18 protein-coding genes and 1 pseudogene are annotated in these 17,128 nt (G+C 64.2%); 1 reads left to right on the top strand and 18 read right to left on the bottom strand.

Annotated features, from left to right (window positions below; translation table 11 throughout):
• Window positions 1-90: 90 nt before the first annotated feature.
• Both KFB96_RS22750 and KFB96_RS22755 read right to left on the bottom strand, forming a co-directional pair.
• On the bottom strand, window positions 91-2,487 hold the full coding sequence (locus KFB96_RS22750; protein WP_213456525.1) for a phosphoketolase: 2,397 nt from the start codon (window positions 2,485-2,487) through the stop codon (window positions 91-93).
• Between the two features lie 211 nt (window positions 2,488-2,698).
• On the bottom strand, window positions 2,699-3,664 hold the full coding sequence (locus tag KFB96_RS22755) for a response regulator (protein WP_213456523.1): 966 nt from the start codon (window positions 3,662-3,664) through the stop codon (window positions 2,699-2,701).
• Between the two features lie 72 nt (window positions 3,665-3,736).
• On the opposite strand from KFB96_RS22755, the gene pgl reads away from it, so the two are divergent.
• Window positions 3,737-4,429 carry a 6-phosphogluconolactonase gene (gene pgl, locus KFB96_RS22760; RefSeq protein ID WP_213456522.1) on the top strand — a complete coding sequence of 231 codons (693 nt, stop codon included), beginning with the start codon at window positions 3,737-3,739 and terminating at the stop codon, window positions 4,427-4,429.
• Between the two features lie 13 nt (window positions 4,430-4,442).
• Here the strand turns inward: pgl and KFB96_RS22765 are convergent, their stop codons facing one another.
• The 16 genes and pseudogenes from KFB96_RS22765 to KFB96_RS22835 all read right to left on the bottom strand — a co-directional run bounded on the left by KFB96_RS22765 (window position 4,443) and on the right by KFB96_RS22835 (window position 17,005).
• Window positions 4,443-4,778: a hypothetical protein gene (locus KFB96_RS22765; protein WP_213456520.1), complete on the bottom strand. Its 336-nt coding sequence runs from the start codon at window positions 4,776-4,778 to the stop codon at window positions 4,443-4,445.
• 22 nt (window positions 4,779-4,800) lie between these two features.
• Window positions 4,801-5,058: pseudogene (locus tag KFB96_RS27690) on the bottom strand (hypothetical protein); the annotation flags it as partial.
• Window positions 4,994-5,320, bottom strand: coding sequence for a nucleotidyltransferase domain-containing protein (locus KFB96_RS22770; RefSeq protein ID WP_213456518.1), 327 nt, complete (start codon window positions 5,318-5,320; stop codon window positions 4,994-4,996). The gene KFB96_RS22770 and the pseudogene KFB96_RS27690, both read right to left, overlap by 65 nt.
• Window positions 5,301-5,483, bottom strand: a complete 183-nt coding sequence (locus KFB96_RS22775; RefSeq protein WP_213456516.1) for a nucleotidyltransferase substrate binding protein — start codon at window positions 5,481-5,483, stop codon at window positions 5,301-5,303. Before KFB96_RS22775 ends, KFB96_RS22770 begins: the two co-directional genes overlap by 20 nt.
• A gap of 151 nt (window positions 5,484-5,634) precedes the next feature.
• Window positions 5,635-5,865: a type I restriction-modification system subunit M N-terminal domain-containing protein gene (locus KFB96_RS22780; RefSeq protein WP_213456514.1), complete on the bottom strand. Its 231-nt coding sequence runs from the start codon at window positions 5,863-5,865 to the stop codon at window positions 5,635-5,637.
• Between the two features lie 173 nt (window positions 5,866-6,038).
• A complete protein-coding gene (locus KFB96_RS22785) occupies window positions 6,039-6,464 on the bottom strand; it encodes a type II toxin-antitoxin system VapC family toxin (RefSeq protein WP_213456513.1) in 426 nt (141 codons plus the stop codon).
• The gene (locus KFB96_RS22790) at window positions 6,464-6,712 is read right to left on the bottom strand and encodes a type II toxin-antitoxin system Phd/YefM family antitoxin (protein ID WP_213456511.1); all 249 of its coding nucleotides are present in this window, start codon (window positions 6,710-6,712) and stop codon (window positions 6,464-6,466) included. Before KFB96_RS22790 ends, KFB96_RS22785 begins: the two co-directional genes overlap by 1 nt.
• Window positions 6,713-6,838: 126 nt before the next feature.
• A complete protein-coding gene (locus KFB96_RS22795) occupies window positions 6,839-8,569 on the bottom strand; it encodes a nickel-dependent hydrogenase large subunit (RefSeq protein WP_213456509.1) in 1,731 nt (576 codons plus the stop codon).
• Between the two features lies 1 nt (window position 8,570).
• The gene (locus KFB96_RS22800; RefSeq protein ID WP_300970811.1) at window positions 8,571-9,902 is read right to left on the bottom strand and encodes a (Fe-S)-binding protein; all 1,332 of its coding nucleotides are present in this window, start codon (window positions 9,900-9,902) and stop codon (window positions 8,571-8,573) included.
• Window positions 9,899-10,561: a hypothetical protein gene (locus KFB96_RS22805; protein WP_213456508.1), complete on the bottom strand. Its 663-nt coding sequence runs from the start codon at window positions 10,559-10,561 to the stop codon at window positions 9,899-9,901. The genes KFB96_RS22800 and KFB96_RS22805 overlap by 4 nt, the downstream gene beginning before the upstream one ends.
• The gene (locus tag KFB96_RS22810; RefSeq protein ID WP_213456507.1) at window positions 10,558-11,667 is read right to left on the bottom strand and encodes a hydrogenase small subunit; all 1,110 of its coding nucleotides are present in this window, start codon (window positions 11,665-11,667) and stop codon (window positions 10,558-10,560) included. The genes KFB96_RS22805 and KFB96_RS22810 overlap by 4 nt, the downstream gene beginning before the upstream one ends.
• Window positions 11,668-11,684: 17 nt before the next feature.
• Window positions 11,685-12,143 (bottom strand): hydrogenase expression/formation protein, encoded by a 459-nt coding sequence (locus KFB96_RS22815; RefSeq protein ID WP_213456505.1) that lies wholly within the window; start codon window positions 12,141-12,143, stop codon window positions 11,685-11,687.
• Between the two features lie 207 nt (window positions 12,144-12,350).
• Window positions 12,351-13,385 carry an agmatine/peptidylarginine deiminase gene (locus KFB96_RS22820; RefSeq protein WP_213456503.1) on the bottom strand — a complete coding sequence of 345 codons (1,035 nt, stop codon included), beginning with the start codon at window positions 13,383-13,385 and terminating at the stop codon, window positions 12,351-12,353.
• A gap of 222 nt (window positions 13,386-13,607) precedes the next feature.
• Window positions 13,608-13,916, bottom strand: a complete 309-nt coding sequence (locus KFB96_RS22825) for a PilZ domain-containing protein (RefSeq protein ID WP_213456501.1) — start codon at window positions 13,914-13,916, stop codon at window positions 13,608-13,610.
• A gap of 159 nt (window positions 13,917-14,075) precedes the next feature.
• The gene (locus KFB96_RS22830; RefSeq protein WP_213456499.1) at window positions 14,076-14,690 is read right to left on the bottom strand and encodes a response regulator; all 615 of its coding nucleotides are present in this window, start codon (window positions 14,688-14,690) and stop codon (window positions 14,076-14,078) included.
• Window positions 14,687-17,005, bottom strand: a complete 2,319-nt coding sequence (locus KFB96_RS22835; RefSeq protein ID WP_213501564.1) for a PAS domain S-box protein — start codon at window positions 17,003-17,005, stop codon at window positions 14,687-14,689. Before KFB96_RS22835 ends, KFB96_RS22830 begins: the two co-directional genes overlap by 4 nt.
• Window positions 17,006-17,128 lie beyond the last annotated feature (123 nt).

Below are 17,128 nucleotides of genomic sequence, written 5' to 3' on the forward strand. Positions count from 1 at the left end.
ATATCATTTTAAGCCGCGCCCCCGCTAAGGGCCGTGGATGCACCAAACGTCGAACTTACTCGAAAGTTAGCATTTCGCTCTGGACGCGGTTTAGAAGGGCCAAATCCAGTCATCGACATCGGGCTTGTCGATGCCATGCTCGTGTGCGTAGTTTCTGCAGTCGATCTGCATGTCGCGCAGCTTTTCCTTCACATGCGCACCCGCGACCTGCAGACGCGGGACCCGATTGATCACGTCGCTGGCCAAGCTGAAGCGGTCGATCTCGTTCTCGATGGCGAGCTCCAGCGGCGTGTTGATATTGCCCTTTTCCTTGTAGCCGCGCACGTGCAGGTTCGCGTGATTGGTGCGGCGATAGGCGAGGCGATGGATCAACCAGGGATAGCCGTGGAAGTTGAAGATCACCGGCCGATCTTTGGTGAAGAGGCTGTCGAAGTCGGCATCGGAGAGGCCGTGTGGATGCTCACCCGCGGGCTGCATGCGGAAGAGGTCCACGACATTGATGAAGCGCAGTCGGATGTCCGGAAAGTGCTCGCGCAGCAGTGCGGTGGCGGCCAGCGCCTCTTTGGTCGGGATGTCTCCGCAGCCGACCATGACGGCGTCGGGCTCGACACCCTGGTCATTGCTCGCCCAATCCCAGATGCCGATGCCCTTGGTGCAGTGCTTGATGGCGGCATCCATGTCCAGGTATTGGAGATGGTTCTGCTTGTCGGCCACGATCACATTGATGTCGTCGCGGCTTTGCAGGCAATGGTCGACCGTCGAGAGCAGGGTGTTGACGTCAGGCGGCAGATAGATGCGGGTGACCTCCGGATTCTTGTTGACTACGACATCCAGGAAACCGGGGTCCTGATGCGTGAAACCGTTGTGATCTTGCCGCCAGACGGTCGAGGTGATCAGGAGGTTCAAGGAGGAGATGCGCGCGCGCCAGGGGATCTCCTCGCAGATCGCGAGCCACTTGGCGTGCTGGTTGTACATGCTGTCGATGACATGGACGAAGGCCTCGTAAGTCGCGAAGAAGCCGTGTCGACCGGTCAGGACATAGCCCTCGTACCAGCCCTCCAGCGTATGCTCGGAGAGCATCTCGAGCACGCGACCGTCGGGCGATAGCTCGCCGCCATCGGCGTCCTCGGGCTTGTACTCGCAGAGCCAGAGCTTCTTGGACACCTCGTAAATCGCGTCGAGCTTGTTCGAGGTGTTCTCGTCCGGGCCGAACACACGGAAGTTGTCCATGTTCTTCGCCATGACGTCGCGCAGCAGGGCGCCCGTCGGCTTGGTGTTCATGGCGCGGATCTTCCCGGGCTCGGCGACGTGAAGGGCATAGTCGCGAAAATCCGGCATGCGCAGGGCGCGGCGCAACAGGCCGCCGTTGGCGTGCGGATTGGCACTCATGCGCAGCGTTCCCGCGGGGGCAAGCGCGCGCAGCTCCGGGATCAGCCTGCCGGCGTCGTCGAATAGCTCCTCGGGTCTGTAGCTGCGCATCCAGTCTTCGAGCTGTTTGAGATGCGCGGGGTTGTCGTGCATGCCCGACAGCGGCACCTGATGGGCACGCCAGAAGCCCTCGACCTTCTTGCCGTCGACCTCTGCGGGGCCGGTCCAGCCCTTGGGCGTACGCAGCACGATCATCGGCCAATGGCAGCGCTCCGCCTTGCCGCTGGTGCGGGCCTCCTGCTGAAAGGCGCGGATCCGCGCGAGACAGGCATCCAGGGTGGCCGCCATGGTTTGATGCATCGTCATGGGGTCGTCGCCCTCGACGAAGTAGGGCGTCCAGCCGTAGCCGCGCATCAGCTCGGCAAGCTCCTCGCGCGGAATGCGTGCGAGCAGGGTCGGGTTGTTGATCTTGTAGCCGTTCAGATGGAGGATCGGCAGCACCGCACCGTCGCGGATGGGGTTGAGAAACTTACTCGAATGCCAGGAGGTCGCGAGCGGGCCGGTTTCGGCCTCGCCGTCGCCGACCGCCACGGCGACCAAAAGGTCTGGATTGTCGAAGGCGGCACCGAAGGCATGCGAGATCGAGTAGCCCAGCTCGCCGCCCTCGTGAATGGAGCCCGGCGTCTCCGGTGTGCAGTGCGAGCCGATGCCGCCCGGGAAGGAGAACTGCTTGAAGAAGGCGCGCATGCCTTCTTCATCCTCGCTCTTGTTGGGGTAGATCTCGGAGTAGGCGCCCTCCAGGTACACCGGGGCGAGCACGCCCGGCGCGCCGTGGCCCGGACCGGCGAGAAAGATCGCTTCCTGTGCATGCTCGCGGATGATGCGGTTGAGGTGGACATACATGAAGGATAGGCCAGGACTCGCGCCCCAATGACCGAGCAGGCGTTTCTTCAGATGGCCCTCGGCGAGCGGCTCGCGCAGCAGCGGGTTGTCCCTCAGATAGATCATGCCCGCGGCGAGGTAGTTGCAGGCGCGCCAGTAGGCATCGATCTTGGTGAGCATCTCGGGGGACAGCGGATTGGCGTGGATCTCGGTCGTGGAGAGGTTGCTTGTCGTCATGGGGTTCTCCGTGTGTCCGTCGTCGGTCGTGCGAGCATAGTAAAAGACTCGGATGAACGCGAGGTGACGAGGAGCGATGGAGCTCCGGTAAGCAACGGCTGCAGCGGCGCGATCCCTGCGGTCTACTCCCAACTTATCGCCGCGCGACGGCGACGAATCTCCGCACAGCTGATCCTTCGGCCGCCGGTGGCTCGATTCGACGGGGACAAGGTCAGCGATCGTGGCGCTTGATCGCCGCGCGCAGCGATTGCAGCGCGGTCGTTGCGATGTCGCGTAGGCGGTTGGCGGCGTCGACGATCTCTGTGTCGGAGCTGCTGCGGCGCAACCCGGCTTGCGGCCCGGAGGGTGCGTGCTCGACCGGGTTGGGCTCGTCGTCCGTTGCGCTCGGTCTCACCGCCACGGCGGGGAGCGATTGTCTCAACTCCTCGACGATCTCCTGGCGCTGGCGTGCGAGTGACGCGGCGACGCGATCCCCGATCAAGTTCGGGAGGATTTCGCGGATCAGGCGCGTCTCGAGATCGCCGAGATCCTGCTGACTTGCGCCGGGCGGTGCAGCGGCGTTCGCGGCATGCTCCGCGGCGAGTTTCGCCTCGACGAGGTGGCGTGCCTCGGCGATGGAGATTTCAGTCAGGTCGCGCCGTAGGGACTCCACGAGGATCGTCAAGCGTTTGTTGATGCCCGCCTCCAGTCGCTCGTCGATCAATGCAACCAGCTCGGCCTCGCTCAGCGGGCGGGGCAGGGTTGCGGGGGCGGCAACGGGCTTCGTGGCCTGCGGGACCTGCGCGGGCGTGGGCGCGGCCGGGGTCTTGCTGTCGATCGCCGCGCGCACGCACGCGATGACCTCGGGGAGCCGCTCGGCGGCGAGCGATTTCGGCAGCACGGTGAGCACGCCCTTCTTTTGCGCCGCTGCGGCGAAGTCGTTGTCCTCCTGCGAGGTGCAGAGCACGATCGGGATGTGGGCCGTGCGCGGATCGGCGCGGATGATCTCCAAGGCTTCCAGGCCGTTCAAACCCGGCATGATATGATCCATGAAGATCGCATCCGGCACCCGGCTTTTGAGGATCTCCAGGGCTGCCTCTGCAGATTCGGCCGTATCCACATCGATACCGCAATTCTTCAGCTCGATACGCAAGGCGTAACGCGTGACTCTGGAGTCGTCGATCAAGAGGATCTTCATAAGGTCGTGACGGGCGGTATCGGTCAGGTGAGGAAACGCCGTCAGTTTACTGGTCGGAGGGGGCAGAGTGCTATGGGCGAGCAGATCATGCACTTCATTCGGTTCGAATCGGCGGAGGCGGTCGCCGAGGAAACGGCGCGCCGAATCAGCGCCGCGGCGCGCCGTGCAATCGAGGCACACGGGCGGTTTCGGTGTGTCTTGGCCGGCGGGCGCACCCCGTTGGCCGCTTACGATCGACTGGTCCATCAGCCTGAGGATTGGGCGCATTGGCATCTCTTTCTCGGCGACGAGCGCTGTCTCCCGCCCGATCATCCGGAGCGCAACAGCCGTGCGATCGCGCTGGCGCTCACTGAACGCGTGCCGATCCCGCCGGACAACCTGCATTGGATCCCCGCGGAGTCGGGGGCAGAGTCGGCGGCGAAGCGTTACGACGCGCTGATCGCAGATCGGATGCCCTTCGACTTGATCCTGCTGGGCATGGGCGAGGACGGCCACACCGCGAGCCTCTTCCCCGGCCATGTGACCCCGACGAACGTGCGGGCGGCGCCGGTACACGAGGCGCCGAAACCGCCGCCCGATCGCGTGACCCTGACCCCGTTGGCCCTCGCCGCTGCCCCGCAGCGTTTGATTCTGGTCACGGGTGCGGGCAAGCGCGAGGCGCTTGCGGCATGGCGTCGCGGTGCCGACCTGCCGGTCGCGCGGGTCGCGGCCCTGGGCAGGACGGATGTGCTGATGGATCCCGATGCCGCGGGGGATTGGCCGTAGTAACGATGCAAAATCAATATGTACAGGTCGGTTGGGCAAAGCGCAGCATGCCCAATGGCTGCCTGTGATGTCGGCGCGGATTGGGCACGCTGCGCTTTGCCCAACCTACACCCTGGTGATAACCCGCGATGATCTTGTGCAGCGTGACCGTGTCCGGGTCTTCCTCGAAGACGATGAAATGGACAAGCAGGTCGAGGAACCGCTGCCGCTCGAACACCCCGCGGATCAGGACCTCCAACTCCAGCGCGGTCTTGGGCGCATCGCCCTCGCCATCGATGGTGCGCCAGACTTTGAACCACTCCTGGCTCGCCGTCAGGGATCCGATGCGTGCCTGCAGGCCATCGCTCACCACCAAGCTGATTGACCACCAGCCAGTCGTTCGCGGCTGCGTCGGCGAAATCCACCAGCCGTACCTTGTCGCCCTTATTGGAACCATCCGGCCGCGGATACTCCACATCCACGCCATCGCGCAGCATCTTGCCCTGGTCGCGAAGCTCCCGCTTCGCGACCCGAGAGACGAAGCTCCGCTTCAAGAAGCCAGCCCACAGCTCATCGGCAAACCCGTTAAGCAAAGCTTCGTCTCGCGGGTGACGCAGCGGGAGCTGAGCTCGTAGGTTGGGGCGAGGCACGAGCCCCAACGTAGCTCGCCGAGCGCACGCGCGAGGTTTTGCTCTCGCTCAAGGCGTCCTTCAGCTCCCGGAAGGCAGTGGGCTGCCGCGCTTTGAGGTCTTGGGGATTGCGGACCGCCAGATCGAGATCGCTGGTGTCGTGGCCTGTGCCGTTGACGCGGCTGCCGTAGGCCCAGACCTCGGAGTTGGGCAGGTATGCGGCGATAAGCCGGCGCAGCTCACCGAGGTGGCGTGGGGAGAGGTCAAGCGTCGGGTTTGCCATGCTTCTGCCGGAGGGTGACGTGGAGTGCCTTGGCGTCGCGCTGGAAGTCGGTGATGAGGAGCAGGGTGCGCTCGGCGAAGATCTCGCCATAGTCGTGGGTGGTATCGTTACGGGAATCGCGATACTGCAGCCAGCGCTCCAGGTGATCGAAATTCAGGCTCATAGCGAAAACCCGAGGTTCATGGGGTGTTTGCGTATTTCGGTTTCTAAACCGCGCCCAGTGCGGTATGCGATGTTTTTGGATGGGATCGGCCCCGGCGGATTTCAGAACCGCTGGAGCCCGCGCGGTTTAAAGTATTAAAAAATATAAAATTTTAAACCGCTTCGACCGCCTCGGCACCGACGTAACGGCCGGGGGTGAGCACAAAGCCGTGGGCGGCGATCTCGGCGGTGGTGGCGGATGTGCAGAAGCCGAGGACGACGTGCTTGTATTCCGCCGCGTCCATGTTGTTGCGGAGCTTGTCCGCCGCGAGCCAGAGCTTGGCCTCGAAGCCGAGGTTGGCGGACGAGTCGGACTTGCTTCCGTTCGATTTGCGGCGGGCCATGGTATTCCCCTGAAAACTGACCGGGGAAGGATGCCGGGAGGGGCGGACGGGCGCAAGGACAAGTGCCGGGGACCGGGCCTATCGTTGAGCTTCACCAACGAAGCGGCCCGGGATCGGTAAGATGCTTTGTCGTCATCGCATCAATATCCCCCCGCATCCGGGCTTCGAACCGTTTACCGACCCCATTGCCACGGATCGAGAATCGGAACCCCGGTCTTTTCAAAATCTCGTACGTTCCGTGTCACGACCGTCATCCCATGCGCCAACGCTGTGGCGGCGATAAAGGCATCCCGCAGCGGTCGGGGATCAGGTACATGCAGACGCGCGCTGCTTCGAGCGATCGCCGTATCCAGGGACAGGATGCGGCCTGCAAACGCGGGTAGGACGTGTCGATCCAGCCAGGCACGAAGCACGGTACCCCGGGTCGGATCGCGCCGCTCGGCCAGCAGGACGCCGATCTCCAACTCTTCGATAGTGATCACGGACAAGAATAGATCGACCGTCTCGACACTGTCGGCCCAAGCGGCCACTCTGATGTCGGCCTTGCCGGCACGAACCTTACGCAGCTCGGAGACGACGTTGGTATCGAGTAGGTACATCAGGACAGATCTGCGGATCGAGGGAGCTCAGCCCGCACGGGAATCTCCAGTTCCGCATCCTCGACGCCGGGCATCGCCAAGAGATCGGCGATCTTGCGGCCGCCGCCCGTCATCCGGCGGTATTCCTCGAAGGTGAGCAAGACATGCGCAGGACGTCCTCGATCCGTGATGATGACCGGCCCCTTCTTGGCGGCATTCTTCGCCCCACCGATGTCCTGGTTCAACTCGCGGCTTGAGATCTTGGTCATCGTTGTCCTCCGTCGATCGCTGTTTCACTATGTAGTGACGTTACTACATGATTTCGTTCTATTCAATCTCGACCCACAAAAAAGGCCGCGATGCGCGGCCTTTTTCTGCGTTCCCCGACAACCGCCTCAGGCGATCTTGATCTCCATCTGCTCACCGGTTTCCGGATCGGTCAGGTGCACCGCGCAGGCGATGCAGGGATCGAAGGAGTGGATGGTGCGCAGGATCTCGATCGGCTGCTTCACGTCGAACACCTGGTGGTTGTCCTGCAGCGCGGCCTCGTAGGCGCCGGGCTGGCTGCTCGGGTCGCGGGGGCCGGCGTTCCAGGTCGAGGGGACGACGGCCTGGTAGTTGGCGATCTTGCCGTTCTTGATCACGATCCAGTGACCGAGCGAACCGCGCGGGGCTTCCATATAACCGGCACCGCGGGCCTCGTCGGGCCAGCTCGACGGTTCCCAAAGGGTCTCGTTGAAGGTGCGGCTGTCGCCGGCCTTGATGTTGGCGATCAGCTCGTTGTACCAGCCCTGCGCGGTGTCGGCCAGGATCTTGGTCTCCAGGGTCCGGGCGGCGGTGCGTCCGAGCGTGGAGTAGAGCGCGGTGACTGGAAGGTCCAGCGTCGAGAGTGTCATCTCCACGAGCTCTTTGGTCTGCTCGTGGCCGCTGGCATAGAGCAGGAGCACGCGGGCGAGCGGGCCGACCTCCATGGCGTGACCCTTCCAGCGCGGCGCCTTTATCCAGGAATAGCCGTCGTTCATGTCCAGTTGCGTGTACGGCGGCTTCACGCCGCCGCGCGCGTCGTATTCCAGGTTGGTCTCGCCGTCGTAGGGGTGGAGCCCCTTGTTGTTGTCGCCTGAATACTTGTACCAGGAGTGGGCCACGTATTCCTGAATCTGCCCCTGGTCGTGCAGGTCGATCTCGTGGATGGTGCTCAGATCCCGGTTGAGGATGACGCCGCGCGGGAACAGGAACTGCGCCGGATCCATGGTCCCGGTGGCCGGCAGGTCGCCGTAGCTCATGAAGTTGCCCAGGCCCTCGCCGCGCTCGCCCCAGTCCTTGTAGAAGCTCGCGATCGCCAGGGTGTCCGGGACATAGACCTGGTCGACGAAGGTCTGCATGGATTGCAGGATCTGCTGCACCTCGGCGAGCCGCTTCGAATTGATCGCCGAATCCGAGTTCAGATCGATCGGGGAGGGCACGCCGCCCACGACGAAGTTCGGATGCGGGTTCTTACCGCCGAAGATCGCGTGCAGACGTGCGACATCGCGCTGCCAGGCCAGCGCCTCGAGATAATGCGCGACCGCCATGAGGTTGGCCTCGGGCGGCAGCTTGTAGGCCGGATGGCCCCAGTAGCCGTTGGCGAAGATCCCGAGCTGGCCGGATTCCACGAAGGTCTTGATGCGCTTCTGGGTGTCGGCGAAATAGCCGGGGGAGGACTTGGGCCAACTGCTGATGGACTGGGCCAGGTCCGAGGTCGCCTTGGGATCCGCGCTCAGCGCGCTGACCACGTCGACCCAGTCGAGTGCGTGCAGGTGATAGAAATGCATCACATGATCGTGCACGAACTGCGCGCTGATCATGAGGTTGCGGATCAGCTGGGCATTGGGCGGCAGCTCGATCTTGAGCGCGTCCTCCACGCTGCGCACGGAGGCAATGCCGTGCACCAGTGTGCAGACGCCGCAGATGCGCTGGGCGAAGGCCCAGGCGTCGCGCGGGTCGCGGCCCTTGAGGATCGTCTCCAGTCCGCGGACCGAGGTCCCGGAGCTGTAGGCTTGGGCGATGTTCTCCCCGTCCATCTGGGCCTCGATGCGCAGATGGCCCTCGATACGGGTGACGGGATCGACGACGATGCGTTCGCTCATGTCAGTTCTTCTCCACCAGGTGCTCGGCGATCATCTCGGTGAGACCGACCACCGGGATCTCCATGTTGAATTCCTCCAGACCCTCTTCGAGCTGGGTCCGGCAGGTGGCGCACATGGTGACCATGCGTTCCGGATTGACCTCCTCGATCTGCGCCTTTTTGCGCTTGAAGGCGGCCATCTTCAGCGGCTCGGCACGCTCGTTGGAGCTGACACCGCCGCCCGCCCCGCAGCACCACTGGAACTTGCCGTGCTCCTTGAGCTCGACGAAGTTCTCGGCGACCAGGTTCATCAGGTTGCGCTGCTGCTGGATGACGCCGCTCTTGCGGGCCAGGTTGCAGGGATCGTGCATCGACAGCCGATCGGTCTCCATCCCCTCGGTCTTGATCCGCCCGGCGGCACGCAGCTCGTCGAGGACCTCGATGATGTGGAAGACCTTGAAGGGATAGGGCCGGCCGATCAGGTTCGGGCCTTCCCAGCGGATCGCCGTGAAGGCATGGCCGCACTCGGGGCTGATCACCTTGGGGACCTTGAGCTTCTCGGCGGCGGCCACGACACGCTCGACCAGTTGGGCGGCGATGTCCTTGTTGCCGATCTGGATCCCGGCGTTGGTCGCCTCGAAGCATTGAGTCGAGAGCGTCCAGGTCACCCCGGCATGGTCGAAGATCTTGGTGATGGCTTCGAGATACTCCGGAAAGTTGATGATCTCCATCGAGGAGAGCAGCACCAGATACTCGGCGCCGTCCTTGTCGACCGGGACCTCCAGTCCGCTGCTGGTCTGGACATGATTGATCTGCACCGCCAGCGTCTTCCACTGCAGACCCATGGGGCTGCCGGTCTGGATCGCGCGCACCGAGGCGGCGATCAGTCCTTCGGGTGCATGTCCGGCCTGGACCATGCCTTCGCGTGATTTGCGGATCATCAGCGCCAGATCGTTGCCGACCGGACAGACCATGGAGCAGCGACCGCACATGGAGCAGGAGTCGTAGAGCAGCTCCTCCCATTCGGCCAGCATCGCGTCGGTCACCTTCTGCTGCAGGCCGAGCTTGCCCTTGATCTTGCCCAAGAGTGTGAAATCGTTCTCCCAGACGCGGCGCAGCGGCTCCAGTTTGAGGATCGGCGTGTACTTGGGATCGCCCGTTTCAAGATAGAAGGGGCACGCCTGGGCGCAGATGCCGCAGTGCACGCAGCTCGAGAAGAAGGCGGCGACCGGCCCGTCGACCTCTGCGCGGAAGGCCGCGAGGCCCCGTTCGAGTGACAGCTCGCCCGCCTTCGGGGCGGCCTGAGGCTGCGTACGGCCTTGTTCAAGTGTCAGCTTGCTCTCGACTTGGCTCATGACTGCACCCCCTTACGGCCGAATGCGGCCCCGTTGTACCAGCGTGCGATGAAGGTCGTGAAGATGTGCGTGAGCTTGGTGAAGGGCAGCAGGATCAGCATGATCTCGGCCGACAGGATGTGCATGCCCAGGACCAGCGGATAGGGGTTGACCAGGCGGTAATAGGCCAGCCAACCCGTCAGCACCACCGCGAAGACCACGGCCCAGACCACATAGTCTTCGACCGTGCTGATACGCCTCTTCACCGGATGCGTCATGCGATGCACCAGGGTGGCGATCAACGCGACCAGGGTGACGGAGGTGACCAGACTGATCACCGGGTTGGGCAAGGCCGGCCAGGACAGACCGGTCAGGCTCTCGATCAACGCGATATGCGGCAGGAAGAGCAGGAGCGTGATCAGGAAGCCGATGTGCCAGATCCAGCCGACCACGACGTTGAAGGGTGCGCGTTGGAAGGTGCCCGGGTCCGCGACGGTGCGGGTGACCATGGTCCGCAGACCGGGAAGCCACTCACCGGCGCGGGCCTCGGCGAAGTTCTTCTTGCGTCCGAGCATGAAGATCTCGGCGATGCGCACCAGCAGACCGATCGCGAAGATGGCGATCGCGATGTTGAACATCGGACCCTTGGTCCACAGCAGAAACTCCATCGAGCCGCTCATAGCTTCGCCTCCAATTCCTCGACCGTGACGGGCTGACGATGGGCGACCTCGGCCTTGGTCTGTTTCTTGGCCGATATCGCGACCGCACCGCCGACGACGGCACCCACCGCACCCGCGGCCAGGACGTTCATGCCGGACGCCGAGGTCGGCACCGAGACCGCGTTGTAGAAACCGCCCGCATCCCAGAACCTCGGCTCGGAGCAGCCCAGACAGGGATGTCCGGCCTCGACCGGCCAGCTCGTGCCGTCGTTCCAGCGCATGGTTGCACAGGCGTTGTAGGTGGTCGGACCCTTGCATCCGAGCTCATACAGACACCAGCCCAGTCGCGCACCTTCGTCGTCGAAGGTCTTGGCAAATTGCCCCCTGTCGTAGAAGGGCCGGCGATAACAGCGGTCATGGATCGACTGGCCGTAGAAGGCCATCGGGCGGTTGTAGGCGTCGAGCTCGGGCAGACGTCCGAAGGTGAGGTAATGGGCGATGACGCCCGTGATCACCATCGGGATCGGCGGACAGCCCGAGACATTGATGACCGGCTTGTTCTTCACCAGATCCATCACCGACATGGCGCCGGTCGGGTTGGGGTTGGCCGCGGGCAAGCCGCCGAAGGTCGCACAGGAGCCGACCGCGATGACGGCGGCGGCGTTCTCCACCGTCTCCATCAGCATGGCGTAGTTGCTGTGACCGGCGACGGTCGAGAATCCCGGATTGGCCTTCGGACCCGGGATGGAGCCGTCGACGATGACTAGATACTCGCCCGGATTCGCCGCCATCGCCTGCTCGCGCGCATGCTCGGCGGCATCGCCGGCCGCGGCCTGCAGGGTGTGGTGATAATCCAGCGAGATGACATCGAGGATCAGATCCTCGAGCGTCGGGGCATGGCTGCGGGTCAGCGACTCGGTACAGCCGGTGCATTCCTGGAACGACAGCCAGATGACCGACGGTCGCTTGGCCTTCTCCAGTGCCGCGGCGATCGCCGGCGCCATGCTCGGCGGCAGTGCCATCATCGAGGCGGTCGCGGCACAGAACTTCAGGAATCCACGGCGCGAGACGCCGCGTTCGCGAAGGCTTTCGCCGAGTGTTTTCTCAGTGGGTTTACGGGCAGCCATAGTCCCTCCTTCAGATGTCAGGACGCGAGAGGCGGGTCGCTCCGGCCCGGGTTCAATCGAGCGTCGAGCGCGGCGATCGAGTCGTTCAGATCCTGCGGCTGCGGACACAGGATCTCGGGAACGGTCGCGATCTCGAGATGCAGGGCGAGGCGATGCGCCTCGGAATTCAGATAGTCCACCAGCCAGACCCCGGGGATGGCGGTCTCTTGGACGCGTGTCGGACCGAGCGCGTCGACGCTGGCTTGGACCTCTCCGGTGCCCAGCACCGAGAGCAAGTGCTCCAAGTCGCCGGGGCCGAAGGGCATCGCCTTCAGATCGATCTTGGTGGTCTCGCCGGTACTGATCAGACGCGACAGGGCATGGCGGACTTCATGCAGGACAGGCTCGGCGTTGCCGTACCCTTGCGGATGCGGATCACACTCGGGCATGGCCGAGCCGGTTTCGACGACGACGGGAATCTGATCCAGCAACGACATACGACACACCTCAACTTATCCGCCTGGAATTCTAGGCGCTTTGCCGCCGCCCTGATTTGATGCAGCGCAGCTAATTAGAAATTTAGCAAACTCGAATGATCCGAGCTGCGTTCCCGGGAGAATCCGGGCCCTGGCGGGTGTTCGAACGCTAGCGGATTCCAAGACCCTCTGCTGTGACGCGGTTCGGATGAGCAAGACGAATCGTTTCTAAACCAGCACGCCTTCCATGAGCTGCATGCTGATGCAGTGCAGGCTGCCGCCTTGGCGGATCAGCGGGCGACAGTCGACGGGCAGGACGGTGCGGTCCGGGAAGAGATGGCCCAGGGTGTCGAGTGCCTCGGCGTCGGCGGGAGTGTCGTAGGTCGGGACGAGCACGGCGCCGTTGATGATGAGAAAGTTCGCATAGCCTGCCGGGAGGCGTTCGCCGTCGCTGTCCAGAACGGGTGCGGGGGTCGGCAAGGATACCAGACGGTAGGGATTGCCGTCCGGGTCGCGCAAGGCCCGAAGCTCCCGCTCCATCGCCTGAAGCTCGGCGTAGTCCGCATCGGTCGGGTCGGTACAGCGGGCGTAGCAGAGTGTGTCCTGGGCGCAGAAGCGCACCAGGGTATCGATGTGCCCGTCGGTGTCGTCGCCGCTGATGGCGCCGTGCGCGAGCCACAGGAAACGATGGACGCCGAGACGCTCTGCGAGGATCCGCTCGATCGCGTCGCGCGTCAGGCCCGGGTTACGGCGCGGATCGACCAGAGTCCGGGTCACCGCGAGCAGGGTGCCGCCGCCATCGGTCTCGATCGCACCGCCTTCGAGCACCAGTTCGACGGGCTCGAGCGCAGTCTCGCCGAAGATGCCGCTCCCGCGCAGCGTCTCGGTGATGCGGTCGTCGCGATCCGCGGTGAACTTTCCGCCCCAGCCGTTGAAGCGGAAGTCGAGCAGGAGCGGTTCTCCCGCGTCCGTGCGCACGCCGATCGGCCCGTGATCGCGCGCCCAGGTGTCGTTGCTCGGGGCGAGACCGAAACGCTGGCTGTCGGGAGCGGCGCCCGCGGCGGCAAGGCGTGCGCGGACGGCCGCGGCGTGCTCGGCGTGCCGGCAGACGTTCAGCACCGGCTCGTAACGCCCGATCAGGGCGGCAAGGTCGGCATAGAGTTGCTCGACCTGATCCAACTGATCGGCCCAGTCGGTGTCCTCGTGAGGCCAGGTGAGCATGACCCCGCTCTGGGGCTCCCACTCGGCGGGGAATCGGCGCATGGCAGGCCTCTTAAACCGCGCCCGGCGCGGTATGCGATGTTGTTGGATGGGATCGGCCCCGGCAGACTTGACGACCGCTGGAGTCGGCGCGGTTTAAGATATTAAAAAATATATTATTTTAAACCGCGTCCCCGCTAAGATCCGGGGATGCACCAAACGTCGAGCTCACTCGAAAATTTAGCATCTCGCTCTGGACGCGGTTTAGTTGGGTTGTCGATGCCTCTATTGTATGCCGCGCGCGCGCCGTGACCCCCAGTTGAGTGCTTGCGACCAGAAGCGGGTCTCGGCCTCGACCCCGACCCCACCGTCCTCGACATGAACAACCATCCCGTCGATGATCCGCGGCGAGACGCCGTGTGGATGGATATGCACCTGAATGAACTGATGGCGCGCCAGGGTCTCGGAGGTCTCGAGAAAGAGTCCGCCCGCACTGAAGTTTTTGATTCGGCAGGGATCCGGGCGGCGCTTGCCGTTCACGGCCAGGGTTGCAGGGATGTCGATCTCGGTTCGATGATGCCATCGGCGTTCCATCCTCTTGAGTCCTCCTCTTCTCTTTTGGTTCTGTAGTGGAGCGGTGCGGAAATTCCGAGACCGTCCGAGATCATTCTCGTTGTCGTTGTCCTAATCGACCGTCGATACGACCACGATTGGATTCGGTGCTCAACTGATTTCTGACGCGTGATTAAAGATTTACAGGCGCAGTCGGCACGCGAGCGTCAAGCGGACCAGATCCGCGGTCGAGTGGACCTCGAGCTTGCGCATCAGGTTGGCGCGATGTGTCTCGACCGTTCGGACACTGAGGTTGAGCGTGCCGGCAATCGCCTTGTTGGTGCTTCCGTTGACGATGGCCTCGAGCACCTCGCGCTCCTTGGCGGTGAGCTGCTCGAGCTGCTCGGCGATGATCCGCGGGTCGCCGATCTCGGCGCGGAAGCGTTCGTCCGCGGCGAGCGCCTTGCGCACGCGCTGCAGGAGATCCTGGTGATTGACCGGTTTCTGTATGAAATCGACGGCACCGGACTGCATCGCCTTCACCGCCATCGGGACGTCGGCGTGTCCGCTGATCATGATCACGGGCAGGCCGAGGCGATGCGTGCGCAGGACCTCGAGCAGCTCGAGTCCGTCCATCTCCGGCATGCGCACATCCAGGACCAGGCAGCCCGGACCCTCGCAGCCCGGATCGGCGAGAAACTCGGCCGCCGATCCGAAGACCGCGACCGGCATGGATACCGATTCGAAGAGCCAGCGCAGAGACTGGCGCACGTCCTCGTCGTCGTCGATCACGAACACGGTCGACCTAGGGCTCATCTCGGGTCTCCGATGGCTGTGTCGGGCGGGCCATCGAGCGGGCGATCGGACAAACTCGCGGGCGACCGGTCGGTCGCATTGACCGCGCGATGCCCGGGCAGCGTGAAAGCAAACAACGCGCCGCCCCCCGGACGTGGCTCGGCCCAGATGCGCCCGCCGTAGGAGTCGACGATGGTGCGGCTCATCGAAAGCCCGAGCCCCGTACCGCCTTCCTTTGTCGTGTAGAAGGGATCGAACAGACGGCCCGCGTCGGTCCGGTCCAAACCGACCCCGCGATCGGCGACGGCGACCCGCACCTGATCCGCGCCGGCGCTCTCGATCGCGACACCCAAGCGGCGCTCGGCGGGAGGTGTGTCGCGCATCGCCTCCATGCCGTTGATCAGGAGGTTGATCAAGACCTGCTCGATCTCGATCGGATCACCGCTTCCTAAGGGTACGTCGGCACCGACCCGAATCTCGACCTTCACGGCGTTCGTCCGAATCTCCGGCTCGAGCATGCCGACGGCGGCCCGGCTGATGGCCTCCAGGTCGATCGGTCGGGGCGCGCTGGCATGCTGCCTGGAAAAACCCCGAATCCGCTCGATGATCCGGCCCGCACGTTCGGCGAGCCTGGCGATCTCGCGTAGCGCAAGACGCAGCGGCTCGACCTCGGTCGGCGCGCTGTCGATGCGCTCGAGCGCCCCGCCGGCATAGGTGCTGATGCCCATGAGCGGCTGGGCGACCTCGTGGGCAATGGCGCTCGACATCTCGCCCATGGTGCTGATGCGCCCGACCCTGAAGAGTGCGTGGCGGTGTCTGGATTCGCGCTCTTCGAGCTGCTTTCGGGCACTGATGTCCTCGATGACGCCGATGAAGTAGTGCAGGGCTCCGCTCGAATTACGCACGGCGGCCATCGTCAGGTTGCACCAGATGGTCTGGCCCGACTTGCCGATATGTCGCAGCTCCAGGCTTTGCGTTTCGCCTCGATCGCTGCTCGGTTCGCTGCTCGGGTCGCAGGAGGTGCCTTCGCCGATCCTCGCGATGAACCGCATCAATCCATCGTAATCATCCGGGTGGACGAGACCGCGACAGGTCTGGGCGAGCAGCTCCTCTTGAGTGTAGCCGAGGATGTTGCAGAGCTTGCGGTTGACCCGGAGGAAGAAGCCCTGTGGGTTACGGTGACAGATGCCGACTGCCGCTTGCTCGAAGGTCGCGCGAAAACGCTCCTCGCTCTCGGTCAGCGCGCGCCGCACCGCGAGGTTGTCGAGGATGTCCGCGAGTCGTCCGGCGAGGGCCCGCATCAGGGTCAGATCGTCCTCGCTCCAGGTGCGTTCGACCCGACACTGATGCAGTCCGAGCAGCGAGGGCCGATCACCCTCGGGGCACACCGCGACCATCAGGCGCGAGCGCGGCGCGAAGCGGCCGCCCAGCATCGGGACGGCACTCGGATCCGGATCCTGCAACGGATCGGATGCGTTCAGGGCCGAGCGGATCAGGCGGCGCAGCGGGTCATCCATCGGGATGGTGCGATCAAACAAAGGTTCGCCCGGGCAGCCCGGAACGGCGGCCTCTGCCAGTATGCGTACCTCGGCCGCGTCGGGATCGCACGGAGACAGCAGCCAAGCGCGATCCACACGCAGGAGATCCTGCACGACCCGCAAGAGTGCGTTCAAGACGGCCTGCGGGTCGAACGCGGCCGTCGCTGCGGCCGACAGTCGCTCGAGCCCGCTCACCAGCCGATGCCGCGACTCCGCTGCGGCTGCCGCGATCTCGCGTTGCCTGTGCTCACGCTCCGCGCGCTTGCGCTCGGTGATGTCCGAGAGAATGACGCGGATCTGCGCCGGGGTGCTCCCGGCCTCGAGCCGGCTTTCGAGCATCAGGGTCTGCGGATCCGCACGGATCTCCGCCCTGTCCGTCTTCAACCGCAGCTCGCAGCTCCTGCGCGCCTGCGAGTGCAATGCGTCGGCAATATGGGCCTGCAGGAGCATGCGATCGTCCCGGGCGATGTAAGTGCTGAATGCCCGACCGATCAATCGATCTCGCGATTGCCCGAGCAGCTTGGCGCCGGTCAGGTTGATGTCTTGGATCCTGCCCGCGACGTCGATGGAGAGGTAGCCGACCGGAGCGAAATCATAGAGGTCCGCATAGCGCTCCCGAGACTTCTCCAGAACCGCACGCACCGCGAGCAGCTCGCGGTTTTGCTGCTCGAGCTCGATCTGGTGGACCTGCAGCTCGTGCACGAGGCGGGTCAGCTCGTCCGACCCCTTGCCTGAGCGCTCGAGCTCCGCCAAGAGCCGCGTCAGTTGCGCATCGCTCGCTCGGTCGAATCTTGCCATTGGACCAGCACCTCCGTTGTGCGGCCGGCGGTTTGGGTTCCGATGCCGGCATTTGCGAATGCTGTGCTCGACACCCGTCTCGGGCGTCGCCGGTTCGGTGTGTATCGATGCGTGTCGGCCCAT

It is taken from the genome of Thiocapsa sp. (genome assembly GCF_018399035.1).
Lineage (GTDB): Bacteria > Pseudomonadota > Gammaproteobacteria > Chromatiales > Chromatiaceae > Thiocapsa.

Excerpts from the sequence above, each read along its gene's own strand:
- KFB96_RS22795 (WP_213456509.1), bottom strand. The coding sequence starts at position 8,569 with ATGAGCGAACGCATCGTCGTCGATCCCGTCACCCGTATCGAGGGCCAT.
- KFB96_RS22815 (WP_213456505.1), bottom strand. The coding sequence starts at position 12,143 with ATGTCGTTGCTGGATCAGATTCCCGTCGTCGTCGAAACCGGCTCGGCC.
- KFB96_RS22755 (WP_213456523.1), bottom strand. The coding sequence starts at position 3,664 with ATGAAGATCCTCTTGATCGACGACTCCAGAGTCACGCGTTACGCCTTG.
- pgl (WP_213456522.1), top strand. The coding sequence starts at position 3,737 with ATGGGCGAGCAGATCATGCACTTCATTCGGTTCGAATCGGCGGAGGCG.
- KFB96_RS22750 (WP_213456525.1), bottom strand. The coding sequence starts at position 2,487 with ATGACGACAAGCAACCTCTCCACGACCGAGATCCACGCCAATCCGCTG.
- KFB96_RS22800 (WP_300970811.1), bottom strand. The coding sequence starts at position 9,902 with ATGAGCCAAGTCGAGAGCAAGCTGACACTTGAACAAGGCCGTACGCAG.
- KFB96_RS22770 (WP_213456518.1), bottom strand. The coding sequence starts at position 5,320 with ATGGCAAACCCGACGCTTGACCTCTCCCCACGCCACCTCGGTGAGCTG.
- KFB96_RS22830 (WP_213456499.1), bottom strand. The coding sequence starts at position 14,690 with ATGAGCCCTAGGTCGACCGTGTTCGTGATCGACGACGACGAGGACGTG.
- KFB96_RS22825 (WP_213456501.1), bottom strand. The coding sequence starts at position 13,916 with ATGGAACGCCGATGGCATCATCGAACCGAGATCGACATCCCTGCAACC.
- KFB96_RS22820 (WP_213456503.1), bottom strand. The coding sequence starts at position 13,385 with ATGCGCCGATTCCCCGCCGAGTGGGAGCCCCAGAGCGGGGTCATGCTC.
- KFB96_RS22810 (WP_213456507.1), bottom strand. The coding sequence starts at position 11,667 with ATGGCTGCCCGTAAACCCACTGAGAAAACACTCGGCGAAAGCCTTCGC.
- KFB96_RS22775 (WP_213456516.1), bottom strand. The coding sequence starts at position 5,483 with ATGAGCCTGAATTTCGATCACCTGGAGCGCTGGCTGCAGTATCGCGAT.
- KFB96_RS22835 (WP_213501564.1), bottom strand. The coding sequence starts at position 17,005 with ATGGCAAGATTCGACCGAGCGAGCGATGCGCAACTGACGCGGCTCTTG.
- KFB96_RS22785 (WP_213456513.1), bottom strand. The coding sequence starts at position 6,464 with ATGTACCTACTCGATACCAACGTCGTCTCCGAGCTGCGTAAGGTTCGT.
- KFB96_RS22805 (WP_213456508.1), bottom strand. The coding sequence starts at position 10,561 with ATGAGCGGCTCGATGGAGTTTCTGCTGTGGACCAAGGGTCCGATGTTC.
- KFB96_RS22780 (WP_213456514.1), bottom strand. The coding sequence starts at position 5,865 with ATGGCCCGCCGCAAATCGAACGGAAGCAAGTCCGACTCGTCCGCCAAC.
- KFB96_RS22790 (WP_213456511.1), bottom strand. The coding sequence starts at position 6,712 with ATGACCAAGATCTCAAGCCGCGAGTTGAACCAGGACATCGGTGGGGCG.